Origin of the sequence: Burkholderia sp. AU38729, from assembly GCF_020419725.1 — a bacterium.
Classification (GTDB): Bacteria; Pseudomonadota; Gammaproteobacteria; order Burkholderiales; family Burkholderiaceae; genus Burkholderia.
Window position 1 is genome coordinate 1,094,049 of sequence record NZ_JAIZQO010000001.1, and the last position, 21,033, is coordinate 1,115,081.

At 68.1% G+C, this 21,033-nt stretch carries 17 protein-coding genes; 3 read left to right on the forward strand and 14 right to left on the reverse strand.

The window, feature by feature from the left end:
- Positions 1-5 precede the first annotated feature (5 nt).
- The 3 genes from otsA to LGM56_RS04865 all read right to left on the reverse strand — a co-directional run bounded on the left by otsA (position 6) and on the right by LGM56_RS04865 (position 6,241).
- Positions 6-1,412: an alpha,alpha-trehalose-phosphate synthase (UDP-forming) gene (gene otsA, locus LGM56_RS04855; protein WP_089442420.1), complete on the reverse strand. Its 1,407-nt coding sequence runs from the start codon at positions 1,410-1,412 to the stop codon at positions 6-8.
- A 662-nt stretch (positions 1,413-2,074) separates the two neighbouring features.
- Positions 2,075-3,694, reverse strand: a complete 1,620-nt coding sequence (locus LGM56_RS04860) for a methyl-accepting chemotaxis protein (RefSeq protein ID WP_226203160.1) — start codon at positions 3,692-3,694, stop codon at positions 2,075-2,077.
- Positions 3,695-4,162: 468 nt separating this feature from the next.
- A complete protein-coding gene (locus LGM56_RS04865; RefSeq protein WP_226203162.1) occupies positions 4,163-6,241 on the reverse strand; it encodes a TonB-dependent receptor in 2,079 nt (692 codons plus the stop codon).
- 586 nt (positions 6,242-6,827) lie between these two features.
- Between LGM56_RS04865 and adhP the strand changes: the two genes are divergently transcribed.
- Positions 6,828-7,856 (forward strand): alcohol dehydrogenase AdhP, encoded by a 1,029-nt coding sequence (gene adhP / locus LGM56_RS04870; RefSeq protein ID WP_047849938.1) that lies wholly within the window; start codon positions 6,828-6,830, stop codon positions 7,854-7,856.
- 51 nt (positions 7,857-7,907) lie between these two features.
- Here adhP and LGM56_RS04875 read toward each other — a convergent pair whose 3' ends face one another.
- Positions 7,908-8,339, reverse strand: coding sequence for a MarR family winged helix-turn-helix transcriptional regulator (locus LGM56_RS04875; RefSeq protein ID WP_059240503.1), 432 nt, complete (start codon positions 8,337-8,339; stop codon positions 7,908-7,910).
- Complete coding sequence (locus LGM56_RS04880; RefSeq protein WP_226203164.1) at positions 8,336-9,253, reverse strand: serine aminopeptidase domain-containing protein; 918 nt, start codon at positions 9,251-9,253, stop codon at positions 8,336-8,338. Before LGM56_RS04880 ends, LGM56_RS04875 begins: the two co-directional genes overlap by 4 nt.
- Before the next feature lie 301 nt (positions 9,254-9,554).
- Here LGM56_RS04880 and LGM56_RS04885 point away from each other — a divergent pair, with 301 nt between their 5' ends.
- On the forward strand, positions 9,555-10,520 hold the full coding sequence (locus LGM56_RS04885; protein WP_179254893.1) for an ABC transporter substrate-binding protein: 966 nt from the start codon (positions 9,555-9,557) through the stop codon (positions 10,518-10,520).
- A 52-nt stretch (positions 10,521-10,572) separates the two neighbouring features.
- Positions 10,573-11,667, forward strand: a complete 1,095-nt coding sequence (locus tag LGM56_RS04890; protein WP_226203167.1) for an LLM class flavin-dependent oxidoreductase — start codon at positions 10,573-10,575, stop codon at positions 11,665-11,667.
- A gap of 96 nt (positions 11,668-11,763) precedes the next feature.
- On the opposite strand, the gene LGM56_RS04895 is transcribed toward LGM56_RS04890, so the two are convergent.
- From LGM56_RS04895 to LGM56_RS04940, 9 genes are all read right to left on the reverse strand, one after another.
- Complete coding sequence (locus LGM56_RS04895; RefSeq protein WP_226203169.1) at positions 11,764-12,699, reverse strand: ABC transporter substrate-binding protein; 936 nt, start codon at positions 12,697-12,699, stop codon at positions 11,764-11,766.
- Between the two features lie 34 nt (positions 12,700-12,733).
- Positions 12,734-14,524 (reverse strand): amino acid ABC transporter permease/ATP-binding protein, encoded by a 1,791-nt coding sequence (locus LGM56_RS36915; protein ID WP_319000749.1) that lies wholly within the window; start codon positions 14,522-14,524, stop codon positions 12,734-12,736.
- Between the two features lie 64 nt (positions 14,525-14,588).
- Positions 14,589-15,941 (reverse strand): LLM class flavin-dependent oxidoreductase, encoded by a 1,353-nt coding sequence (locus LGM56_RS04910; protein ID WP_226203171.1) that lies wholly within the window; start codon positions 15,939-15,941, stop codon positions 14,589-14,591.
- Positions 15,942-15,948: 7 nt separating this feature from the next.
- Positions 15,949-16,998, reverse strand: a complete 1,050-nt coding sequence (locus LGM56_RS04915; protein ID WP_089496902.1) for an LLM class flavin-dependent oxidoreductase — start codon at positions 16,996-16,998, stop codon at positions 15,949-15,951.
- Positions 16,999-17,061: 63 nt separating this feature from the next.
- A complete protein-coding gene (locus LGM56_RS04920; protein WP_226203173.1) occupies positions 17,062-18,009 on the reverse strand; it encodes an ABC transporter substrate-binding protein in 948 nt (315 codons plus the stop codon).
- Between the two features lie 54 nt (positions 18,010-18,063).
- On the reverse strand, positions 18,064-18,624 hold the full coding sequence (locus LGM56_RS04925; RefSeq protein ID WP_226203175.1) for a GNAT family N-acetyltransferase: 561 nt from the start codon (positions 18,622-18,624) through the stop codon (positions 18,064-18,066).
- A gap of 316 nt (positions 18,625-18,940) precedes the next feature.
- Positions 18,941-19,342 carry a type II TA system antitoxin MqsA family protein gene (locus LGM56_RS04930; protein WP_089442431.1) on the reverse strand — a complete coding sequence of 134 codons (402 nt, stop codon included), beginning with the start codon at positions 19,340-19,342 and terminating at the stop codon, positions 18,941-18,943.
- Between the two features lie 2 nt (positions 19,343-19,344).
- Positions 19,345-19,641: a type II toxin-antitoxin system MqsR family toxin gene (locus LGM56_RS04935; protein ID WP_089427443.1), complete on the reverse strand. Its 297-nt coding sequence runs from the start codon at positions 19,639-19,641 to the stop codon at positions 19,345-19,347.
- Between the two features lie 103 nt (positions 19,642-19,744).
- Entirely contained in the window at positions 19,745-20,788 is a 1,044-nt protein-coding gene (locus LGM56_RS04940; protein WP_226203177.1) for a succinylglutamate desuccinylase/aspartoacylase family protein, read from the reverse strand.
- Between the last annotated feature and the right edge of the window lie 245 nt (positions 20,789-21,033).

The following is a 21,033-nucleotide window of genomic DNA, read 5'->3' on the forward strand; positions in this document are numbered from 1 at the left end:
GCGGGTCAGGATTCTGCCGCGGCCGCGACTTCGGCTGCCTCGGCGAGCGCGTTGAGAAAGCGCGTGCGCCACCAGTGCACGTCGGTCTTGCGCACGATCGCCATCAGCGCTGCGTGACGCTGGCGGCGCTCTTCGAGCGGCATCGTGAGCGCGCGCTGGATCGCCTGCGCGGTGCCTTGCGTGTCGTACGGATTGACGAGCAGTGCCGACTTCAACTGCTCGGCCGCGCCGGCGAAACGCGACAGCACGAGCACGCCCGGGTCGGCGGCATCTTGTGCGGCGAGAAATTCCTTCGCGACGAGGTTCATCCCGTCGCGCAGCGGCGTGACGAGCGCGACGCGGCTCGCGCGGTACAGGCCCGGCAAGCGCTTGCGCGCGACGGTGCGGTGAATGTAGCGCATCGGCATCCATTCGAGTTCGCCGTAGTCGCCGTTGATCGCGCCGCACAGGCTGTCCATCTCGCGCCGCAGGTCGTCGTATGCGCCGAGATCCTCGCGGCTCGGCGCGGCGATCTGGATCAGCGTCGCGCGGTTGCGGTTCTCCGGATATTGCTCGAGCAATTGGCGGAATGCATTCACGCGCTGCGGCAGCCCCTTCGTGTAGTCGAGGCGGTCGACGCCGACCAGCAACTGGCGGCGCGAGTATTCATCGCGCATGCGCTCGAACATGTCGAGGCCGTCGCGATCACGCGCGAGCGATTCGAACTCGTCGACGTTGATGCCGATCGGGAATGCGCCGGCCGACAGCGTGCGGCCGAACGCGCGCAGGCGGCCGTCGGGCAGCCGCGCGGCGCCGGCTTCCGCTTCGACGTAATGCTCGAAGTGAAGCAGGTCCGACTCGGTCTGGAAGCCGACGAGATCGTAGGCGAACAGCGACCGCATCAGCCATTCGTGCTCCGGGATCGCGGCCATGATCGGCGGCGGCGGCATCGGAATGTGCAGGAAGAAGCCGATCGGGTTCGTGCAGCCCATCGCGCGCAACTCGGCGGCGAGCGGAATCAGCTGGTAGTCGTGGACCCAGATGGTGTCGTCGGGGCGCAGCAGCGTGCGCAGCTTGCGCGCGAACAGCTGGTTCACGCGCCGGTAGCCGTCGGCGAAGCGGCGGTCGAACTGCGCGAGATCGAGCCGGTAGTGAAACACCGGCCACAGCACGTTGTTCGAATAACCGAGGTAGTACGCGTCGTAGTCCTGCGGATCGAGATCGATCGTCGCGAGCTGGATGCCGCCGACGTTCTGGATCTGCACCTCGTCGCCGTGCGCAGGCTGGTCGTCGCCGCCGCGTAGCCTCCCGCTCCAGCCGAACCACACGCCGCCGGATTCCTGCAGGCTGTCCTTCACGGCGACGGCGAGCCCGCCGGCCGCGGCTTTACGGGGATCTGCAATGCGATTGGATACGACGACGAGTCGGCTCACCAGCTCTCCTGACGATTGTTGAGGGAAAGGTTCGTGCGGCCGTGGCGCGAGAAGCAGACGCCGCCATCGATGCGCGGTGCGCGCAGAACGATGGGGCCGCAATGCGATCGGACGGGAATCAGGGCACGCGATTCGCCGTCCGAACGGGGAGTGCTTTTTTAAGCATACTCGTCATTCGGCTGTTTTAAAAGTCTGCATCGGCGAGCGATGCGCGTGCGAATGCAGCGCGATCTCCATGTCGCCGGTGTGGCAACGTGAGAAACATGGGCGGGATCGAAACTTGCGCAGCGCTGCCGATTCAGCGTGCGCCGTGTGATGCGCAAGCGCGCGCGTCACGCGCGATCGAGCGTGACGATGGGCATTTCATGACGTGCGCCCGTGGCCCGCGCCGGTCGGTGGCAGCAACCGGCGATGCCGCGGCTGCGACGACGCGCGAGCGGCACCGAGCGGCGCGTAGGCGTGCCGCGCATGCGCGACGCGAATCGGCGAAGCGCGACGTCGTGCACGCGAACCGGCCGCGCCGGACGGCGACGATACGCAACTGCACCGCGTGCCGCGTGCGGCCGCGCTTCGCGCGGGGCGCGCGAGCGTGACGCAGGCGGATCGGCGGAACAGCGGGCGCATCGTCGTCTCCTTGCGGTATCGGTTACGCAGTTCCGTGGCTACACAGTGGCCGGTTGCCAGTGATGCGCGGCGGGCTCATGCGCGTACTCGCCGGGCGACGCCCCGTGCGTGCCGGACGGCATCCGGAACGCGGCCACCGTTTCGGACAGCTCGCGGCCTTGCGCCTCGAGCGACTTCGATGCGGCCGCGGCCTGCTCGACGAGCGCCGCGTTCTGCTGGGTCGTCTCGTCCATCTGCGTGATCGTCAGGTTCACCTGGTCGATGCCGCGGCTCTGCTCGGCCGACGCGGCCGCGATCTCGCCCATGATGTCCGTCACGCGCGCGACGGCCTGCGTGACGTCCGACATCGTCTTGCCGGCTTCGCCCGCGAGTTCGGAACCGTCGCGGATCGTCTGCACCGATGCGGAGATCAGTTCCTTGATCTCCTTCGCCGCCGTCGATGAACGTTGCGCGAGGCTGCGCACTTCACTGGCGACCACCGCGAAGCCGCGCCCTTGTTCGCCCGCACGCGCGGCTTCGACGGCCGCGTTCAGCGCAAGGATGTTGGTCTGGAACGCGATGCCTTCGATGATGCCCGTGATGTCCGCGATCTTCGACGAGCTTTGGCCGATCTCCGTCATCGTGTCGACCACGCGGCCGACCACCGCGCTGCCGCGCTGCGCGACGTCCGACGCGTTCGCGGCGAGCGAGCTGGCCTGTTGCGCGTTCTCCGCGTTCAGGCGCACCGTCGACGTGAATTCCTCCATCGTCGCGGCGGTTTCCTGCAGCGACGCGGCCTGTTCCTCGGTGCGCTGGCTCAGGTCGAGGTTGCCCGATGCGATCTCGCCGACCGCATGCGCGATGCTGTTCGACGAATCGCGCACGCGGCCGACGATGCCGATCAGCCGCTCGTTCATCGTTCGCAGCGCGTCGAGCAGATCGCGCGTCTCGTCGTTGCCGCTCACGTTGATGCGGCTGCCGAGATCGCCGTTCGCGACCGTGCGCGCGACGTCCACGGCCGAGCCGATCGGCACCGTGATCTTGCGCGTCAGCCACAGGCCGCCGCATGCCGCGACCACGACCGCGATCAGGCAGATGCCGGCCAGCAGGTTGCGTTCCATCGCATAGCGATCCGCGAATTGCTGCGCGATCGCAAGCTCGCGTTCATGCGTATAGGTTGCGTATGCATCGGTTGCGCGCACCAGTTGCGCGAGCAGTGGCCGGCAGTTGTCGTCGATGTCGGCGGTCGCCTCGTCTTTCTTGCCGGCCTGCGCGAGCCCGACGATGCGCAGGGCGACGGGCCCGTAGCTGCCTTCGATGCGCACGATGTCGGCCACCAGTTCGCGCGCGCGATCGGAGGTGTCCGTCGCGTTCGCCATCAGGTCCTTGAGCTTCGCGAGGTGATCCTGCACGTCCTTGTGCGCCTGGTTCACCTCGGCCAGTTCGAGCTCGACGTCGGACGGCTTGGTCACGAGCACGAGGTTGCGCGCGGCGATCGCGCGCCGGTCGACCGCGGTGCGGATTTGCGCGGAAACGGTCGCCCGCGCATTGATGCCGTTCATGTAGCGGGAAAATTCGGCGTTGGTATCGGATAGCGCCTTGAGTGCCATGCCCGACACGATCACGACGACCGCGGCGAGCAGGCCGAAGCCGCCAAGGAGTTTTGTCTTGATGCTCATTCTGGCGATTTTCACAGTGTGCCTCTGTGCGTGTGGTTGACGAATTGAATTTATTGTTCGACCAGATACGGGCTCGTGTCGGCATTAACGGGTATCCGGGATGATTCTTTACCCTTCGAAAACCCTGATATTAGTTTTTTTAGCGCTGGAATCGTTGCCAGGCGGGCGTTCCTGATTTTGATCAAAAATCGGCGGAGTGCCCGTGATTAAAAGGTTTATATGTGGAATTTGAAACCGGTTTTCGTAGGTGAAACAAAAGCACTTGTTTTGCTAATAATTGTCTGATGAATCTGTTCCGATTTATGGATGAATATCGGGATTCGATTTGTATTTAATTGGGGAGGGAACCGGTGAGCGTCGCCGGCGAATGCCGCACGATTGGCGGTTATCGCGGATCAACGGAAACTCGCGACGCAGGGAGGGGCGCCGGAGAGAGGCCCGCGGCGGGCGCCGCGGACCACGAGAGGGTCAGAACGTGGTGCGCAACCCGGCCATCATGCTGCGGCCGCCCTGCGGCGCGAAGCCGCGCACGACCGAGGTCGAATAGCGGATCTCCTGGTTCGTCAGGTTGTCGCCGCGCAGGTACGCGAGCCAGTGCGTCGGGCCGACGCGGAACTTGTACGTCAGCATCACGCCGAGCGACGTGTAGCCGTCCGTCGAGAAATCGTTGTCGGGCACGCGATGCTGCGACCACGCGTGCGTGACCTGCGCACGCGCGCCGAACGGGCCGTAACCGTAGTCGGCCGCGAGCGTCGCGCGCAGCGGTGCGATACGCGGCAGCGGCTGGCCCGTGTCGACGTTGCGCGCATGCGTGTAGTCGGCGGTCAGTTCGAGGTCGACCGTATGGCCGCGCCGCGCGAACGCACGCCACTTGCCGTCCAGCTCGATGCCGTAGAACTCGGCGCGCACGCCGCGATAGATCGCTTCGTTGAGCGCGCCGTCGGTGCCGGGCGCGACGGGCTCGTCGTCGCCGTTCACGACGCGGCCGGTGTTGTACTCGGTCAGGTAGTTCGAGAAGCGGTTGTAGAACACGCCGACGCTGCCGCGATTCGGCCCGCTCGCGTAGCGCAGCGACAGGTCGGTCGACACGGCCTTTTCCTTCGACGCGTTCGGGTTGCCGATCAGGAACTGGCCGGTCGCATCGTGCGGGCCGTTCGAATACAGCTCGTAGAAGGTCGGCGCGCGTTCGGTGTACGCGACGTTGGCCGCCACCGACCACACGGGCGTCAGCGAGAACAGGGCGCCGGCCGACAGGCTGCCCGCGTTGAATTCGCGCGGCTGCGCCCCCGCGAATTTCTCGACGCCGGCCGGATCGGGATCGACCTTCACGTGTTCGAAGCGGCCGCCGAGGCTCAGCTTCAGCGCCGGGACGACCTGCCATTCCTCGAGGCCGAACAGCGCGACGCTGTTGGTGCGCGTGGACGGCACGAGCAATTCGTCGCCGAGCGCGGAGAACGTGTTCTGGCCGAACTGCACGCCGATCGCACCTTCGAACGGGCCGATCTTGCGATGCGTTGCCTCGATGCGCGCCTCGTAGCCGCGATTGCGGAAGGTGGTCGCGGTTTCGCCGTTGTTCACTTCCTTGTGACGGTAGTCGGTGTACGCGAAGTCGAATTTCAGCTTCGTGAACAGCCCGCTCAGGTTGCGCACCTCGGACGCGAGCGCGAGGCGCTCCTGGCGCATCCGCAGCCGCACGTCGCTTTCCGCGACGGAGCCGTAGTTCGATTCGTAGCCGCTGTAGGACAGGCCCGCGAAGCCGTCCGCCCACGTGTACGACGCGCCCACCGCGCCGCCGTGCACGCGGCCGTCGCTGTTCGGTACGTTGCCGTACGGCTGCGGCGCGTCGGGGCCGTCGATCGCGCGTTGTGCGCTGCTGCGCGCGTAGCCGGGAATCCGCAGCTTGCTCGTCTCGCGGTCGAACGCATCGACGTGGAACGCGAAGCGGCCGTTGCCGCCTTCGACCTGCGCGGCGCCCGCGCGCACCGAGTTCGCGCCGCCGTAGCGCGCGTCGAGCGCCCCCGTCACGCCCTGGATCGCTTCGCGCGGAATCCGGTTGTCGATCGTGTTGACGACGCCGCCCACCGCATTGCCGCCGTACAGCAGCGCGGCCGGGCCGCGCACGATCTCGACGCGTTCGATCGACAGCGGGTCCTGCGGCACCGCATGGTCGTACGAGAGCGACGACGCGTCGTACGCCGCGACGCCGTTCTGCAGCAGCCGAATCCGGTCGCCATCCATCCCGCGGATGATCGGGCGGCCGACCATCGGCCCGTAGGTGGTGGTCGACACGCCGGGCAGCCCGTTCAGCGTTTCGCCGAGCGAATCGGCCTGGCGGCGCGTCAGCGCATCGCCGGAAAGCTGGGCGGTCGGCGCGATCAGTTCGTTGTCGCCGAGCGGGTTCGCGGTCACGAAGATCGGGGCGAGCGTGGTGGTCGGCGGCGTGCCGGACACGGCGGGCGGTTCGGTCTGCGCGTGCGCGACGGCGGCGAACAGCATCAGCGAAAGGGACGAGAGCGGGCGAAGCGGTAGACGAGGGAGGTCGCGCATGGTCGGTGAATCGGTTGGAATCGGATCGGATAACGAGCGATGCAGGTCACGGCTGGATACGATATATTGTTGCGTCAGTGGCGCGCAGTGACCCGTTGGAACATGGCTCGGCGAGGCTCGGCCACCCACTGTGGAACGGCGTCAGGCGGACGAGCACGCGAAATGATATGTTATATCATTTCAAAATCCAAGCTGAATGGCGGGATCCTGTCGGGTTTCTGGCGGATGGGGGGAATGGCGGCGGGAGCGGAAACTGCCTGCGCGGTGTTCGGAGCGATCGCCTGAACCGGATGACGCGATGTGCACGCCGACGGCCGACGCGTTGCCGATACGCCGGCCAGGTGCGTGCTGCCCGCGTTCGGTGTCCGTCGAAGCGGCCCGCCCGAAGCAGCCCTGCGCTGATCGATGCAGCGGGCGCGGACCTCCGCTCCTGAGTCGGGAGCCAGCACGATTCCACGTCGCGCGACGGTGCGACGCCTTGTAGCGGTGGCCATCGCCGTGCATTGCCCGCGTGTTGATGCGTATCAACGTCGTTCGATTCCGGAACCGGATACTGGATCGCTCATCGACTAGGCAGGAGCGACCTATGACCCAAACCATGAAAGCGGCCGTCGTGCACGCATTCGGCGAACCGCTGCGCATCGAGGAAGTGCCCGTGCCGACGCCGGGGCCCGGCCAGATCCTCGTCAACATCAAGGCGTCGGGTGTGTGCCATACCGACCTGCACGCGGCCGATGGCGACTGGCCGGTCAAGCCGACGTTGCCGTTCATTCCGGGGCATGAAGGCGTGGGCATCGTCGCGGCGGTGGGCGCGGGCGTCACGCACGTGCGCGAGGGGGATCGCGTGGGCGTGCCATGGCTCTACACGGCCTGCGGCCATTGCGAGTACTGCCACACGGGCTGGGAAACGCTGTGCCACGGCCAGCAGAACACCGGTTATTCGGTGAACGGCAGCTACGCGGAATACGTGCTGGCCGATCCCGACTACGTCGGTCATTTGCCCGCGCAGGTTGCGTTCGACGAGATCGCGCCGATCCTGTGCGCGGGTGTCACCGTCTACAAGGGCATTCGCGTCACCGATACGCGCCCGGGCCAGTGGCTCGCGATCTCCGGCATCGGCGGTCTCGGGCACGTGGCCGTGCAGTATGCGCGTGCGATGGGCCTGCACGTCGCGGCCATCGACATTTCACCCGACAAGCTCGCGCTGGCGCGGCAGCTCGGCGCGGAACTGACGATCGACGCGTCGATCGACGATCCGGCCAAGGTGATCCAGAAGGAGATCGGCGGTGCGCATGGCGTGCTCGTCACGGCCGTGTCGCGCAGTGCATTCGCGCAGGCGCTCGGGATGGTGCGGCGCGGCGGCACGGTGGCACTCAACGGCTTGCCGCCCGGCGATTTCCCGTTGCCGATCTTCTCGACCGTGCTGAACGGCATCACCGTGCGCGGGTCGATCGTCGGTACGCGGCGCGACCTGCAGGAATCGCTCGACTTCGCGGCCGACGGCCTGGTGCGCGCGCATATCCATCGCGACCGGCTCGGCAACATCAACGACGTGTTCGCAAAGCTGCGCGAAGGCAAGGTCGACGGGCGCATCGTGCTGACGGACATGCATTGACGTGATGCGCGCCGCGCACGTGCCGTCAATGGAGCGACGGCACCACGCTGCTCAACGCTCCGCCGGAAACCGCTCCTGCAATGCATGCAGCCAGCGCGCGACGACATCGAGTTCGTCGTCGGAAAACCCGTCGCACAGCTTGCCGTTGAGTTCGCGCAGCAGCACGCGCGCACGCTTGAGCGCGGCGTGGCCCTCATCGGTGAGGTACAGGCGCGTCGCGCGGCCGTCGTCCGAATCGGCGTGACGCGTAATGAGGCCGGCTTTCGCCATCCGGTCGGCGAGCCCCGTCATCGCGGACGGCGCGAGCTGCAGCGCGGCGCCGACTTCACCGATCAGCGCGCCATCCTGTTTCGCGAGACAGAACAATGCGCCGGCCTGCGCGGCGCTCGCACGCGTCTCGGTCTCCGCCTTGCGGTCGATCCAGCGCTGCACGCGCCGCTGGCCGATGTTCAACATGAAAAACAGTCGTCGGTCTTCGCTCAAGCTGGGTTCCCGGCTGCAATGGAAAGGGAGGGGCGGCCCGCGGTTCGCGTCGTGTCGAGCGCCTGCGCGAGCCATTCGGCCACGTCGGGCCACAGCACGGTGCCGGGGCGGCTGCGAAAGAAGCCCATGTGCCCGACCGGGCCGCTGCCCGCCGCGTGCGGATCGATCTGGCGGCGTTCGACCGTCGCGCAGGTCAGATAGCTTACCAGCAGCCCGATCGCCGGCGGGTTCGCCCACGGGTCGTCGTCGAAGCCGAGCGCGAGGATCGGCAACTGCTGTTTCGCGTAACGCTCGGCCGCGCCGAGTGTCGGATCGTCGAAGAAATAGTGCGGCAGCGTGGTCCAGCGGCTCCATTCGCGGAACACGCCGGCCGGCATGTCCTCGCCGAGCCCGAGCCGCTTGCCGGGCACGTAGCCGAGCAGCGCCGACAGCAGCGGGCCGAGCACGCGCAGGATCAGCCGCACCTTCAGGCGTTCGGCCGCCTGCGTGATCAGCCGCGTGCTGCCCGCATGCGCGGCGACCAGCACGGCCGCGCGCAGGTGCGGCGTCGCGGCGGACAGCCCGATCGCGTGCCCGCCGACGCTATGGCCGACCGCCAGCAGCGGCAACCCTTCGTACGCCTGCCGCGCCCACGCGGTCGCGGCGCCCACGTCCAGCTCCATCCAGTCGCGCATGCGGGCCTTCAACGCACCCAGGCGCGCGGGGCGAGACGCGCCGATGCCGCGATAGTTGTAGGTGAGCGCCGCGAAGCCGCGTTCGGTCAGGAAGCGCGCGAAGCCCGCATACAGCCGCTCCGGCACGGCCGTTGCCGGATGGATCAGCACCAGCGCGCGCGGCGGCGCGTCCGGCGACCACAGCGTGCCGTGCAGCGCGTAGCCGTCGGCGGCGGAAAACTCGATGGGCTCGGAGGTCATGGCTGTCCTCGTGACGGGTAGTTATTTCGTATGCGAAATATAGTCCGTGATTTATTTCGCGCACGAAATATCTGTCGAGGATTCATTCGAACCGGATTCCCTCGAGCGCGGCCGGCGGCATCCGGCGACGCCTGCCTTGTCATAAAACATTTGCATCTTTGCATAGAAGAATATTGCGTTTGTTTCATGATGAAGATCGACGTATCTTCAGCGGTTCCATCCGTTCCGCCGGTCACCGTGCACGGCGGACCACCGGGCGCCGCTCTCGCGCGGCCGCCCGCCAACCCACCGGGAGATCACGTTGTTGAGTCGAATCGTCACGGCACTCTTGCTGGCGCTTGCCGCGCAGCCGGGCATGGCCAAGGACACCGTCACGCTGCGCGTCGGTGAGCAGAACTACTTCAACATCCAGGCGTCGATGGAGGCGTCCGGCGTGCTGAAGGACCTGCCTTACACGATCGAGTGGAAGCATTTCCAGGCCGCGGCGCCCGTCGCCGAATCGCTGAACGGCAATGCGATCGACGTCGGCTTTCTCGGCGATTCCGCGCTGCTCACGCTGGCCGCGCGCGGCGCGCCGGTGAAGGTGGTCGCCGTGTCGCGGCAGAGCCTCGACGGCGTCGCGATTCTCGTGCCGAAGGATTCGCCGGTGCGCACCGTGGCCGACCTGCAAGGCAAGACCATCGCCGTCTGGCGCGGCGCGTGGAGCCAGCAGCTCGTGCTGCGCGCGCTCGAACACGCGGGCTTGCGCGCCGATTCGGTCAAGTACGCGTACCTGATGCCGATCGATGCGACCAACGCGCTTGCGAACGGCTCGGTCGACGCCGTGTCGCTGTGGGAGCCGTTCGTCAGCACGCTCGCGTTGCGGCAGGGCGCGCGGGCCGTGACGACCGCGCAGGGGCTGATGCCGGCGCTGAGCTTCGTCGCCGCGAACGAGCAGGCCGTCTCCGGCAAGCGCGCCGAGATCACCGATTTCCTGCGGCGCGTGGTTGCCGCGCGCCAGTGGGTCGACAACCATCCGCGCGAGTATGCGGACCTGTGGGCGAAGCGCGCGAAGCTTGAACCCGACGTCGCGTACCGCTGGCTCAACAACGCGAAGCAGCGCGTCGGCCCGGTCGACGAGACGGCCGCGAAGGACGCGCAGAACACGGCCGATTTCCTGCACAAGGCCGGCGTGATTCCGGTCGCGTACGACACGTCGAAGCTGCTCGACCGTTCGTATGCGGGCGCGTTCGCGGCGCCGGCGCAGAAGACGGCCGCCGCGCAGTAAGCGGGCTGCCTCCGCCGCGATTTTCGATCAAGTACCCCAAGGACATTCCGACATGCCAGTCGACATCATCGGCATGATCACCGCGACACCCGGCGCGGAGGTCGACGTACCGGGCGGCGCGGCCGTCCAGCCCGACTACGTGCGCCGCTTCGCGCAGGCGCACGAGGCCGCCGGCTTCGACCAGATCCTGGTCGGCCATTTCAGCAACGCGGCGGACGGTTTCATCGTCGCGTCGTTCGCGGCCGCCGCGACCGAACGCATCCGCCTCCTGCTCGCGCACCGGCCGGGCGTGATCGTGCCGTCTGCCGCCGCGCGGCAGATCGCGACGCTCGACGTGTTTTCCGGCGGCCGGCTCGCGCTGAACGTCGTGTCGGGCGGCGACGATGCCGACCTGCAGCGCGACGGCGATTTCGCGCCGCACGATGCGCGCTACCGCCGCACCGGCGAATATCTCGACGTGCTGAAACGGATCTGGCAGGCCGACGCGCCGGTCGACCATGACGGTGCGTTCTATCGGCTGCGCGGCGCGTCGCCGGTCGTGAAGGGCGCGCAGCGGCCGCACGTACCGATCTATTTCGGCGGTTCGTCGCCGGCTGCGCTGGCGGTCGCGGGCGAGCATGCCGATGTCTACATGACATGGGGCGAGCCGCTCGCATCGGTGCGCGAGCAGATCGCGCGCGTGCGCGAAGCCGCCGCACCGTTCGGGCGGGCGCCGCGCATCAGCGTGTCGTTCCGGCCGATCGTGGCCGCTACCGAAGCGGCCGCATGGGAGAAGGCCGAGGCGATCCGCGAGCGCGTGCGCGCGGCACGGCTCGCGAACGGCCAGCCGATCGCCGGCCATGCGCCGCAGAATGCGGGTTCGCAACGGCTGATGGCGGCGGCCGCGCAAGGCGACGTGCTCGACGAGCGGCTGTGGATGGGTGTCGCGAACCTGACCGGCGCGCGCTGGAATTCGACCGCGCTGGTCGGCACGCCCGAACAGGTCGCGCGGGCGCTCGGCGCGTATTACCGGCTCGGCGTGTCGACGTTCCTGATTCGCGGGTTCGATCCGCTGGACGATGCGCTCGATTACGGGCGCGAGCTGATTCCGGCGATTCATGCGCAGGTCGCGGAACTCGACCGGTATCACGCGGCGGTGACGGCGTAGGCTCCTGCAGCCAACGATGTTGCTTCGACGCGCCCCGGCATGGCCATCGTGGCATGCCGGGGCGAGGTCATGTCGGGCATCGCCCCATCGACGCCGTCAAAACGACGGCAGCCCCGGCGGATTGGTCTCCGCACGCGCGATCGCTTCACTCTGCAAGCCCCAGCGCGCGAGCGCCTGCCCGTAACGGCCGTTGCCGATTAGCCCATTCGTCGCGAGCGTCAGCGCGGGTGCGAGCCCGCTGCCGCGCCGCGTCGCGATCGCCACGTCGGCGTTGGCCGGCCAGCCCGCATTGACGACGCCGACGCGGCGGATCTTGCCCGTGCGGGCGGCCTCGTATGCGAGCGACGCGTTCGGGTTCAGCTCCGCATCGGCGCGACCCGACAGCAGCGCGACGCGCGCCGCCGCATCGTCGTCGAAATAGAGCAGCTCGGCCGGCTTCAGCCCCTGAGCCACGTTGCGCTTGTTCCACTCGAGCAGGATACGCTCCTGGCTCGTCCCCGCGCCGGTGATGATGCGCAGGCCGGCGACGTCCTTCGGTTCGGCGAGCTTCGCGATCGGGCTGCCGGTGCGCACGTAGAAGCCGTGCAGCCCGAGCCGGTAGGTCGTGAAATCGTATTTCTCCTTGCGCTTCTCGGTCACGCCGACGTTCGAGATCACCGCGTCGTACTTGCCGGACGTCAGCCCGAGCGGCCAGTCGGCCCACGCGATCGGCAGCAGCACGAGCGTGCGGCCGAGTGCGTCGGCGACGAGCTGCGCATAGTCGGGATCGGCGCCGACCACGGTGCGCGCGTCGGTCGCGTAGGTCGACACGGGCGGCGCGTGCGGTGAAATCGCGACCGTGAACGCGCCGTCGCGTACCCAGCGGTAGCCGGCTGCCGCGCGGATCGCCGCGTCGTCGGGTTGCGCGCGCGGGCGGCCGGCCTGGCGCGGATCGAGATCCGCGGTCGCGGCGGCTGCATGCACCGCGTGCCACGGAAGGCTACCCGCTGCCGCGATCAGCGCGGCGGTCATGAACTGGCGTCGGTCGGTCATCGTGCGGCACCTCGCAGGCAGGCAGCGGCGCGCATCACAGCACCCGCGACAGGAACGCGCGCGTGCGCGGATGCGACGGCGCATCGAGCACGACGGCCGGCGGCCCGGCTTCGACGATGCGCCCGCGCTCCATGAACAGCACGTTGTCCGCGACTTCGCGCGCGAAGCCGATCTCGTGCGTGACGATCACGAGCGTCGTGCCCGAACGCGCGAGTTCCTTGATCACGTCGAGCACCTCGTTGACGAGCTCGGGATCGAGCGCCGACGTCGGCTCGTCGAACAGCAGCACCTTCGGGCGCAGCGCGAGCGCCCGCGCGATCGCGACGCGCTGCTGCTGGCCGCCGGACAACTGGCGCGGATACGCATCGGCCTTGTCCGCGAGGCCGACGCGCGCGAGCAGCGTGCGGGCGACGCGTTCGGCGGCGTCGCGCGTGATGCCGCCCACGACGACCGGCGCTTCGACCAGGTTCTCGAGCACGGTCAGGTGCGGGAACAGGTTGAAGTTCTGGAACACCATCCCGACGGCCGTGCGCCGCGTCAGCACGTCGCGTTCCTTCAGCTCGTAGAGCACGTCGCCGTCGCGGCGATAGCCGATCAGTTCGCCGTCGATGTCGATGAAGCCGTCGTCGACGCGTTCGAGATGGTTGATCGTGCGCAGCAGCGTCGACTTGCCCGAGCCCGACGGCCCGACGATCGCGGTCACGCTGCCGCGCGGCGCGACGAACGACACGTTGTCGAGCACGCGCTGCATGCCGAACTGCTTCGACACGCCATGCACGGCCACTTCGCCGCCGGCGCGCGGTGCGACGGCGGTCGCCGCGTCGCCATCGCCGTGAGCCTGCGCGACCGATGCCGCGTGACGGGACGCCACACGCCGCCACAGCACGCCAATACGCGCGAGCGCGAACGTGATGACGGACGGCGGCGGGTTGCGCAGCGCCCCGCGCGCATAGTGCCGCTCGACCTGCACCTGGATGGCCGACAGCACGGTCAGGATGATCAGGTACCAGACGGTGGCGACCATCAGCAGCGGAATCACTTCCAGATTGCGGCGATAGATCACCTGCACCGTATAGAACAGCTCGGGCATCGCGAGCACGTAGACCATCGACGTGCCTTTCGCGAGCATGATCAGGTCGTTGAACGCGGTCGGCAGGATCGCGCGCATCGCCTGCGGCAGCACGATTCGCGTGGTCTGTCGGCCGCGCGGCAGCCCGAGCGCGGCGGCCGCCTCGAGCTGGCCCTGGTCGACCGCGAGAATGCCGCCGCGAATCACCTCCGCGGAAAACGCCGCGTGGTGCAGCGTGAGGCCGAGCACGGCCGCGAGGAACGGGCTGATCAGGTCGGTCGTCGGCGTGTCGAACCAGACGATGTCGGTGAACGGCACGCCGAGCCGCACATGCTCGTACAGGTAGCCGAGGTTGTTCAGGATCAGCAGCAGCACGATCAGCGGAATCGAGCGGAACAGCCACACGAAGGTCCACGCGCTCGCCGACAGCAGCCGCGAACGCGACAGCCGGGCCAGCGCGACGAACGCGCCGAGCACGAGGCCGAACACCGCGCCGAGCAGCGTCAGCACCAGCGTGCGCGCGAGCCCCGACAGCACCGGCGGCGACAGGAACCATTCGGCGAACACCGGCCAGCCCCATTGCGGGTTGCCGAGAATCGAATGCAGGACGATCGCGATCAGCGCGACGGCGAGCACGGTGCCGGCCGTGCGCGACCGGTGGCGCGCGGGCACGATCCGGAAACGCGTGCCGGCGTCGCGCGCGCCGGGGGAAGAGAGCGGCGGCAGCGCGCCGCCGAGGTGGGTCGTGTCGCTCATGTCGGTGGAAATCCTCGAATCGGTCGGGCGGGCGCGCCGCGCACGGGCGGCGCGGCGGCGGGTGTCAGGCGTGCGCTTCGGCGGCCGTTTCGTGCGGCGCGCCAGGCGCCGCGTAGCGGCTGGCCTTGCGCGGCAGCCCGAGGTGGTCGCGCAGCGTCGCGCCGGGCAGGTCGCGGCTGTAGCGCCCGCGTGCCTCGAGCACGGGAATCACGAGTTCGATGAAATCCTCGACGCCCTGCGCCTGCACCGCGAAGCCGAGGATGAAACCGTCGCCGGCGCCGGCGTCGTGCCAGCGGATCAGCTCGTCGGCGACATGCTCGGCTGTGCCGATGAAGTTCGGGCGCGGCGTGGCGACCGCGAGCGCCGTCTCGCGCAGCGACAGGCCTTTCTGTTTCGCGTCGGCCTTGATCCGGTCGGTGGTCGAGCGGAAGCTGTTGCGGCCGAGCTCGCCGAGTTCCGGGAACGGCGCATCGAGCGCGTACTGCGTGAAATCGTGGTGATCGAAATAGCGGCCGAGATACGCGAGGGCCTCGTCGATCGTCAGCAGGTTACGGATCGCCTGGTATTTGTCCTCGGCCTCGGCCGCGGTGCGGCCGACGATCGGCCCGATGCCGGGGAAGATCTTCACGTCGGTGCCTTGCCGGCCGTGCTCGATCGCGCTCTGCTTCACGCGCCGCGTGAACGCGGCCGTTTCGTCGAGCGACGGCGAATGCGTGAACACCGCATCCGCATACTTGCCCGCGAGGCCGATGCCGGTATCCGACGAACCGGCCTGGAAGATCACCGGCTGCCCCTGCGGCGAGCGCTGGATGTTGAGCGGGCCCGCGACCTGGAAGAAGCGGCCGTGGTGGTCGAGCGTGTGGAGCTTGTCGCGATCGAAGAAGCGCCCGGTCGCCCGGTCGCGCACGAAGGCGTCGTCGTCCCAGCTGTCCCACAGGCCCTGCACGACGTCGAGGTATTCGTCGGCGATCTCGTAGCGCAGTTCGTGATCGGGATGCGCCTTGCCGAAATTCTTCGCGGTGCCTTCGAGCGGCGTCGTCACGACGTTCCAGCCCGCGCGCCCGCCGCTGATCGCATCGAGCGACGCGAGCTGGCGCGCGACCGTGAACGGCTCGCTGTACGACGTCGAGATCGTGCCCGCGAGCCCGATCTTCTTCGTCGCGACCGCGAGCGCCGACAGCACGGTCAGCGGCTCGAAGCGGTTCAGGAAGTGCGGGATCGACTTCTCGTTGATGTAGAGGCCGTCCGCGACGAACGCGAACGCGATGCCGGCGGCTTCCGCCTGGCGCGCGATGCCGATCGCGAAATCGAGATTGATGCTCGCGTCCGGCGGGTTGCTCGGGTGCCGCCATGCATTCATGTGGCTGCCTGCGCCTTGCAGCATCAGGCCGAAGGGAATCGATCGTCGGGTCGTCATGGGCGCGTCACGCGTTCTGGTCAGGGGAAAGGGAGCGGTCGGCCGCGAGGGCCGCCTGCAACGGCGTGGCCGACAGCGCGCCGCCGAGCCATTCGGCCGATGCGAGCCGCGCCGCGTAGTCGGTCACCGGCGAATCGATCACGAACGCATCGACGTCGAGCCGCCGGCTCAGCGCGTCGAGCGCGCGGTGGACGCGTTCGGGCGTATCGGCCAGCACCGTCGGGCGCAACTCGTCGATCCGGTAGTCGGACGCGCCGCTCTGCCTCGCGAATTCGGCGGCCGCCTGCGCGCTGGCGAGATTGAAGCTCTGGCCGCCCGCGAACTGCAGCTTGAAGATCTTCAGCGGCCCGATCAGTTGCTCGGCCGCGTCGCGCGTGGGCGCGGCCACCGCGTACAGCGCGACCAGCGGCCGGGTGCCGCCCGCGCTGCGGTACGCGTCCAGCGAGCGTTCGAGGTTCGCGTCGTCGCCGTTGAAGTGCCCCGCGTAGCAGAAGCGCCAGCCGTTGCGCGCGGCGAGCGCGCCGCTGTCCGGCGAGCCGCCGAGCAGGATGCGTTCGGGCGCCTGCGGCGGCACGGGCAGCGCGACGGCACCGGCGAGCGGATGATCCTCGGCGACGCCCCAGCCGAGAAACGCGTCGAGCTCCGCGAGCTGGCCCGCGAAATCCGGCTTGCGCGCCTTGTCGTGGAACCACTGCAGCGCGCGCGTGGTCAGCGGTAGCCCGCCGGGCGCCTTGCCGATGCCGAGATCGACGCGGCCCGGCGCGAGCGCGGCCAGCACCTTGAAGGTTTCGGCGACCTTGAACGGGCTGTAGTGCTGCAGCATCACGCCGCCCGAGCCGACGCGGATGCGCGACGTGTGCGCGAGCAGGTGCGCGACGACGATCTCCGGCGCCGAGCTTGCAAAGGCCGGCGTGCCGTGATGTTCGGCGACCCAGAAGCGCTCATAGCCGAGCTGTTCGGCGCGCTGCGCGAGCGTCGTGGTGAAGCGCAGCGCGTCGGCGGCGTTCGCGCCGTCGGCGATCGGACTCTTGTCGAGCAACGAAAGCGAATAAGACATGGTGAGTGGCGTTCCTGCGTGAGCGTGGCGTGAGCGTGAAGGGACGGTGCGCGTGCGCGGCGTTCAGCTCTTCGGCAGCCCCGGCGGATTCGTGCGCGACTGGTCGATCGCTTCCGATGCGAGGTTCCAGCGGTCGAGCACCTGCTGGTAGCGGCCATTCTTGATCAGCCCGTTCAGCGCGACGGTCAGCGGATCGGCGAGCCCGCTGCCGCGGCGCGTCGCGATCGCGATGTCTGCCGTGCGCGGCCAGCCGCCGCTGATCGCGCCGACGAGGCGCGTCTTGCCTTGCTGCGCGCTCTGGTACGCGAGCACCGAGTTCACGCTGAACACCGCATCGGCGCGCCCCGACTGCACGGCGACGATGCGCATCGCCTGGTCGTCGTAGTACTGGATCTGCACGGGTTTCAGCCCGTGCGCGACGTTCTCGCGATCCCACGCGAGCAGGATCTTTTCCTGGTTGGTGCCGGCGTCGGTCACGATGCGCAGCCCCGCGACGTCCTTCGGCTCGCGGATCGCCTGGATCTTGCTGTCGTTGCGCACGTAGAAGCCGACCTGGTCCTTGCGGTAGGTCGAGAAATCGAACTTCTGCTTGCGCTCCTCGGTGACGGTGACGTTCGAGATCACCGCATCGACTTTTCCGGATTCGAGCGCGAGCGGCCAGTCGGCCCACGCGAGCGCGACGATCTTCAGCTTGCGGCCGAGGCTGTCGGACACGAGCTGGCCGACGTCGGCGTCGAAGCCGATCACAGTGCGCGCGTCGGTCGCATACGAGCTGATCGGCGGCAGGCTCGGCGCAACGCCGATCGTCAGCGTGCCGGGTTCGGCGAACTTGAACGACGCGGGCACCGCGCGCTCGACGGCCGCATCGGCCACGCCGCGCGGGCGGCCGCGCTGCTCGGGGCTCAGGTCGAACGTGGCGGCGGCCGCGGCTGCGGCGAACGCAGTCAGGCCGATCAGCGCGGCGGCCAGCGTGCGCACGGCACGGGAAGAAAGCGGTACGGCTCGTTGCATGAAAGCGTCCTGGAGTGGCAAGCGGAAATCGGAGGGAAGCGGGGGCCGTCGCGGTCAGCGCGACAGCACCGGTTCGGGCACGGGCGCCCACAGGTCGGCCAGCGTCGACGTGCGCGACGGATCGGCGAGATCCTTGCCGAACCGCAGGTGGAAATACGCTTCGGGGTCGATCGACGAATCGAACAGCCGCGTATAGCCGGTGCGGTCGTACAGCGCCCATGCTTCGGGCTGGCGAAAACCGGTGGTCAGGTAGATGCGGCGATAGCCTTGCTGCGCGGCACGCAGTTCGAGCGCCTCGACGATGACGCGGGCGAGGCCCTGGCGGCGCAGGTCCGAGCGGGTCCAGATGCGTTTGAGTTCGGCGGTTTGCGCGTCGTAGCGCTTGAACGCGCCGCCGCCGATCGTCTCGCCGTCGCGCAGCAGCAGCACGAACGCGCCTTCGGGCGGCGCGAACACGTCGGCCGGGTAGCGTGCGAGTTCTTCGCGGGCGGATGCCTCGCTGTCGGGCCGATACGCGTGGTAACGGGTCGAATACTCGTCGATCAGCGCGTCGATCAGCGGTTGCGCGCGGACGTCGAGCGGCGTCGTGTCGATGATGCGGTCGGTCGTGGCCATGGGCATCGCGAAAGGCGCGCGATGCGGACGTTCCTGGCGGGGTGCGGGCACGCGGCCCGTCCGGTCTGTTCCGTTATCGCGACGCGGTTGTCGTGATGGCGGCGGCCGGTGCGTGTCCTGCTGGGATGCGGGTGGCGGGCCGCCGCCGTTTTGAACACGTTAGCGGCGCGGCCGGCAAAGGCGAACGAAGCAATTTCGATAAGGATTTCGCGGGAAGCGTCAGAAGGCTTGCAGCGGGAGTGGGGTGGGGTGACGGGGGATCGCGCATGCGTTGAGGCGTGTGCCGGACGTATGCGCGATCCTGAAGCGCGAGCGCCTATGCCGCTCGCACTTCGGCGAGCAGATCGGGGTGACGATCCAGCAGCTTCAGCAATTTCACGAGGGCAAGCGGCGGATTCGTCTTGCCTGTCTCGTAACGGGAGAACGCGTTGACGCCGCCGCCGAAGAGCTCGGCCGCCTCGCGCTGGTCCAGCTTCAGCTTCTTGCGCACCTTCGCGATGTACTTCGGGTCGACGAGGGTGGCGTTCACCTGCTTGTTGAATTCGGTGATCGCTTCGCCGAGACGGGTGGCCTCGTCGAGATCCAGCACCGATTCCCCGCAGGCCGGGCAGAAATCGCCGGTGATATCGCGAACGACAGTCGACCGGCCCTTGTAGGTATATGGGATGTCTCGCGTGTCGCGGACCAGCTTGGCGGCACCGCAGGCAGGGCACTTCATGTTCAACGCTCCTTGAAAGACACGATCAGCACATCGTCGATCACCGTCAGTTTCAGGTACACGTCGCCGCGCACCGTGAAAGGCCGGTAGACGTCCTGCCAGATCGTGTGGTCGGCGTACGTCGTCATACTCTTGTGGAAGTCGAGATCGGTCAGCGACAGCACGACACCGAGCGCCTCCCGTTCCGTGAAACCCAATAGCCGGGCGCCGAGTACCGCGCTCGCCGTTAGCCGGACCTGGCCGGATTCGACGAGCGCTTTCACGCGCAGCAGCTTGCAATGAGGCGTTCTCTTTTCCATCTGCGATCATAACCAAGTAAGTTAATTTGTCAAGTTGGTTAATGACGAACGCATGCCGTCCGCCATGACTGGCAGACAGCGTGGAAAGGAGAGAGGTCCGGATTTAGGCCGTCTGGCCGATGCTCGGCGGCGCCGACAACTCCGCCAGCTGGAACAGGCAATCGCCGCGCTGCACCTGCGCGGGCACGCGCTTGCACACCACTTCGCCGTCACCTTTGAAGCGGTGCAGTACCGGCTCGCGCAGCGGCGTATCGGGGAAATGCACCCACGCGGCCGGCTGCCCGGCCTTCACCTGGTCGCCGAGTTCGACGAGCGGCTCGTACAGCCCGCGCTCGTACGCATAGACGAAATGGCGCTCGCCGTCGACGCGCATGAAGCGCGTGACGGTGGGTGGCGCATCGGGCACGAGCGCGCCGTGCAGCAGCCCGATATGGCCGAGGTAGTGCAGCAGCCCGTGGCGGCCCATCCGGATCAGCGACGGATCGGCCATGCCCGCGCCGCCGAGTTCGGTCACGATCGAGATCGCGCCCTGGCGGCGCGCGGCCGACGCCGAATGCACGGGATTCGGCGCATGCAGCAGCGCATTGTGCAGCCCGAACGCGACCAGCAGCCCGTTGAGCTTCGCGGCTTCGTCGGCGTCGAGCGGATCGATCGCGAGCATGTTGCCGCCCTGGTACAGCAGCGAGCTGCCGCCCGAGTGCAGGTCGACCAGATACTGCGCGCGCGACAGCAGCGCGTGCTCGATGTAGTGGGCGATCATCTGCGTCGGCGTGCCGGTCGGGTCGCCGGGGAAGCTGCGGTTCAGGTTGCCTCCGTCGAGCGGCGACACGCGCAGGCCGGCATCCGCTGCCGGGAAATTCGCCATCGGCAGCAGGATCAACTGCCCGCTGACCATCTCGGGCTCGATCTCGCGCATCAGTTGCGACACGATGATCTGGCCTTCGTACTCGTCGCCGTGATTGCCGGCCATCACGAGCGCGACCGGGCCGTCGCCGTTGCGGATCGACGCGATCGGGATCGGCAGCCAGCCGTATGCCGAGCGGTGGACGGAATGCGGCAGCCGCAGGTAGCCCGCGTGCTTGCCTTGTGCGTCGAGATCGATTTCGCAGTGGATGGGATTGCGGTGCGAGGAAGAAGAGGCGGTCATGGCGGCATCGTTCGATGAACGGAATTCGCCATCTTATCGGGAAACGACTGCCGCGCGGCGCGCAGGGAGTGCGCAACGCCGAACGCCATCAAGCGGCACGTGCATGGATCTCGGGTACGGCCAGTTGCACGGCAGCCGATACGCGAGACCCCGTGCGATGTTGCAGCGATGAACGCATGCCGGTCGGTCGGCCGGCATGCGTTCGGCGGGATGTTTCGCGCCGGCCCTTGCCGAGACAGGGCCGG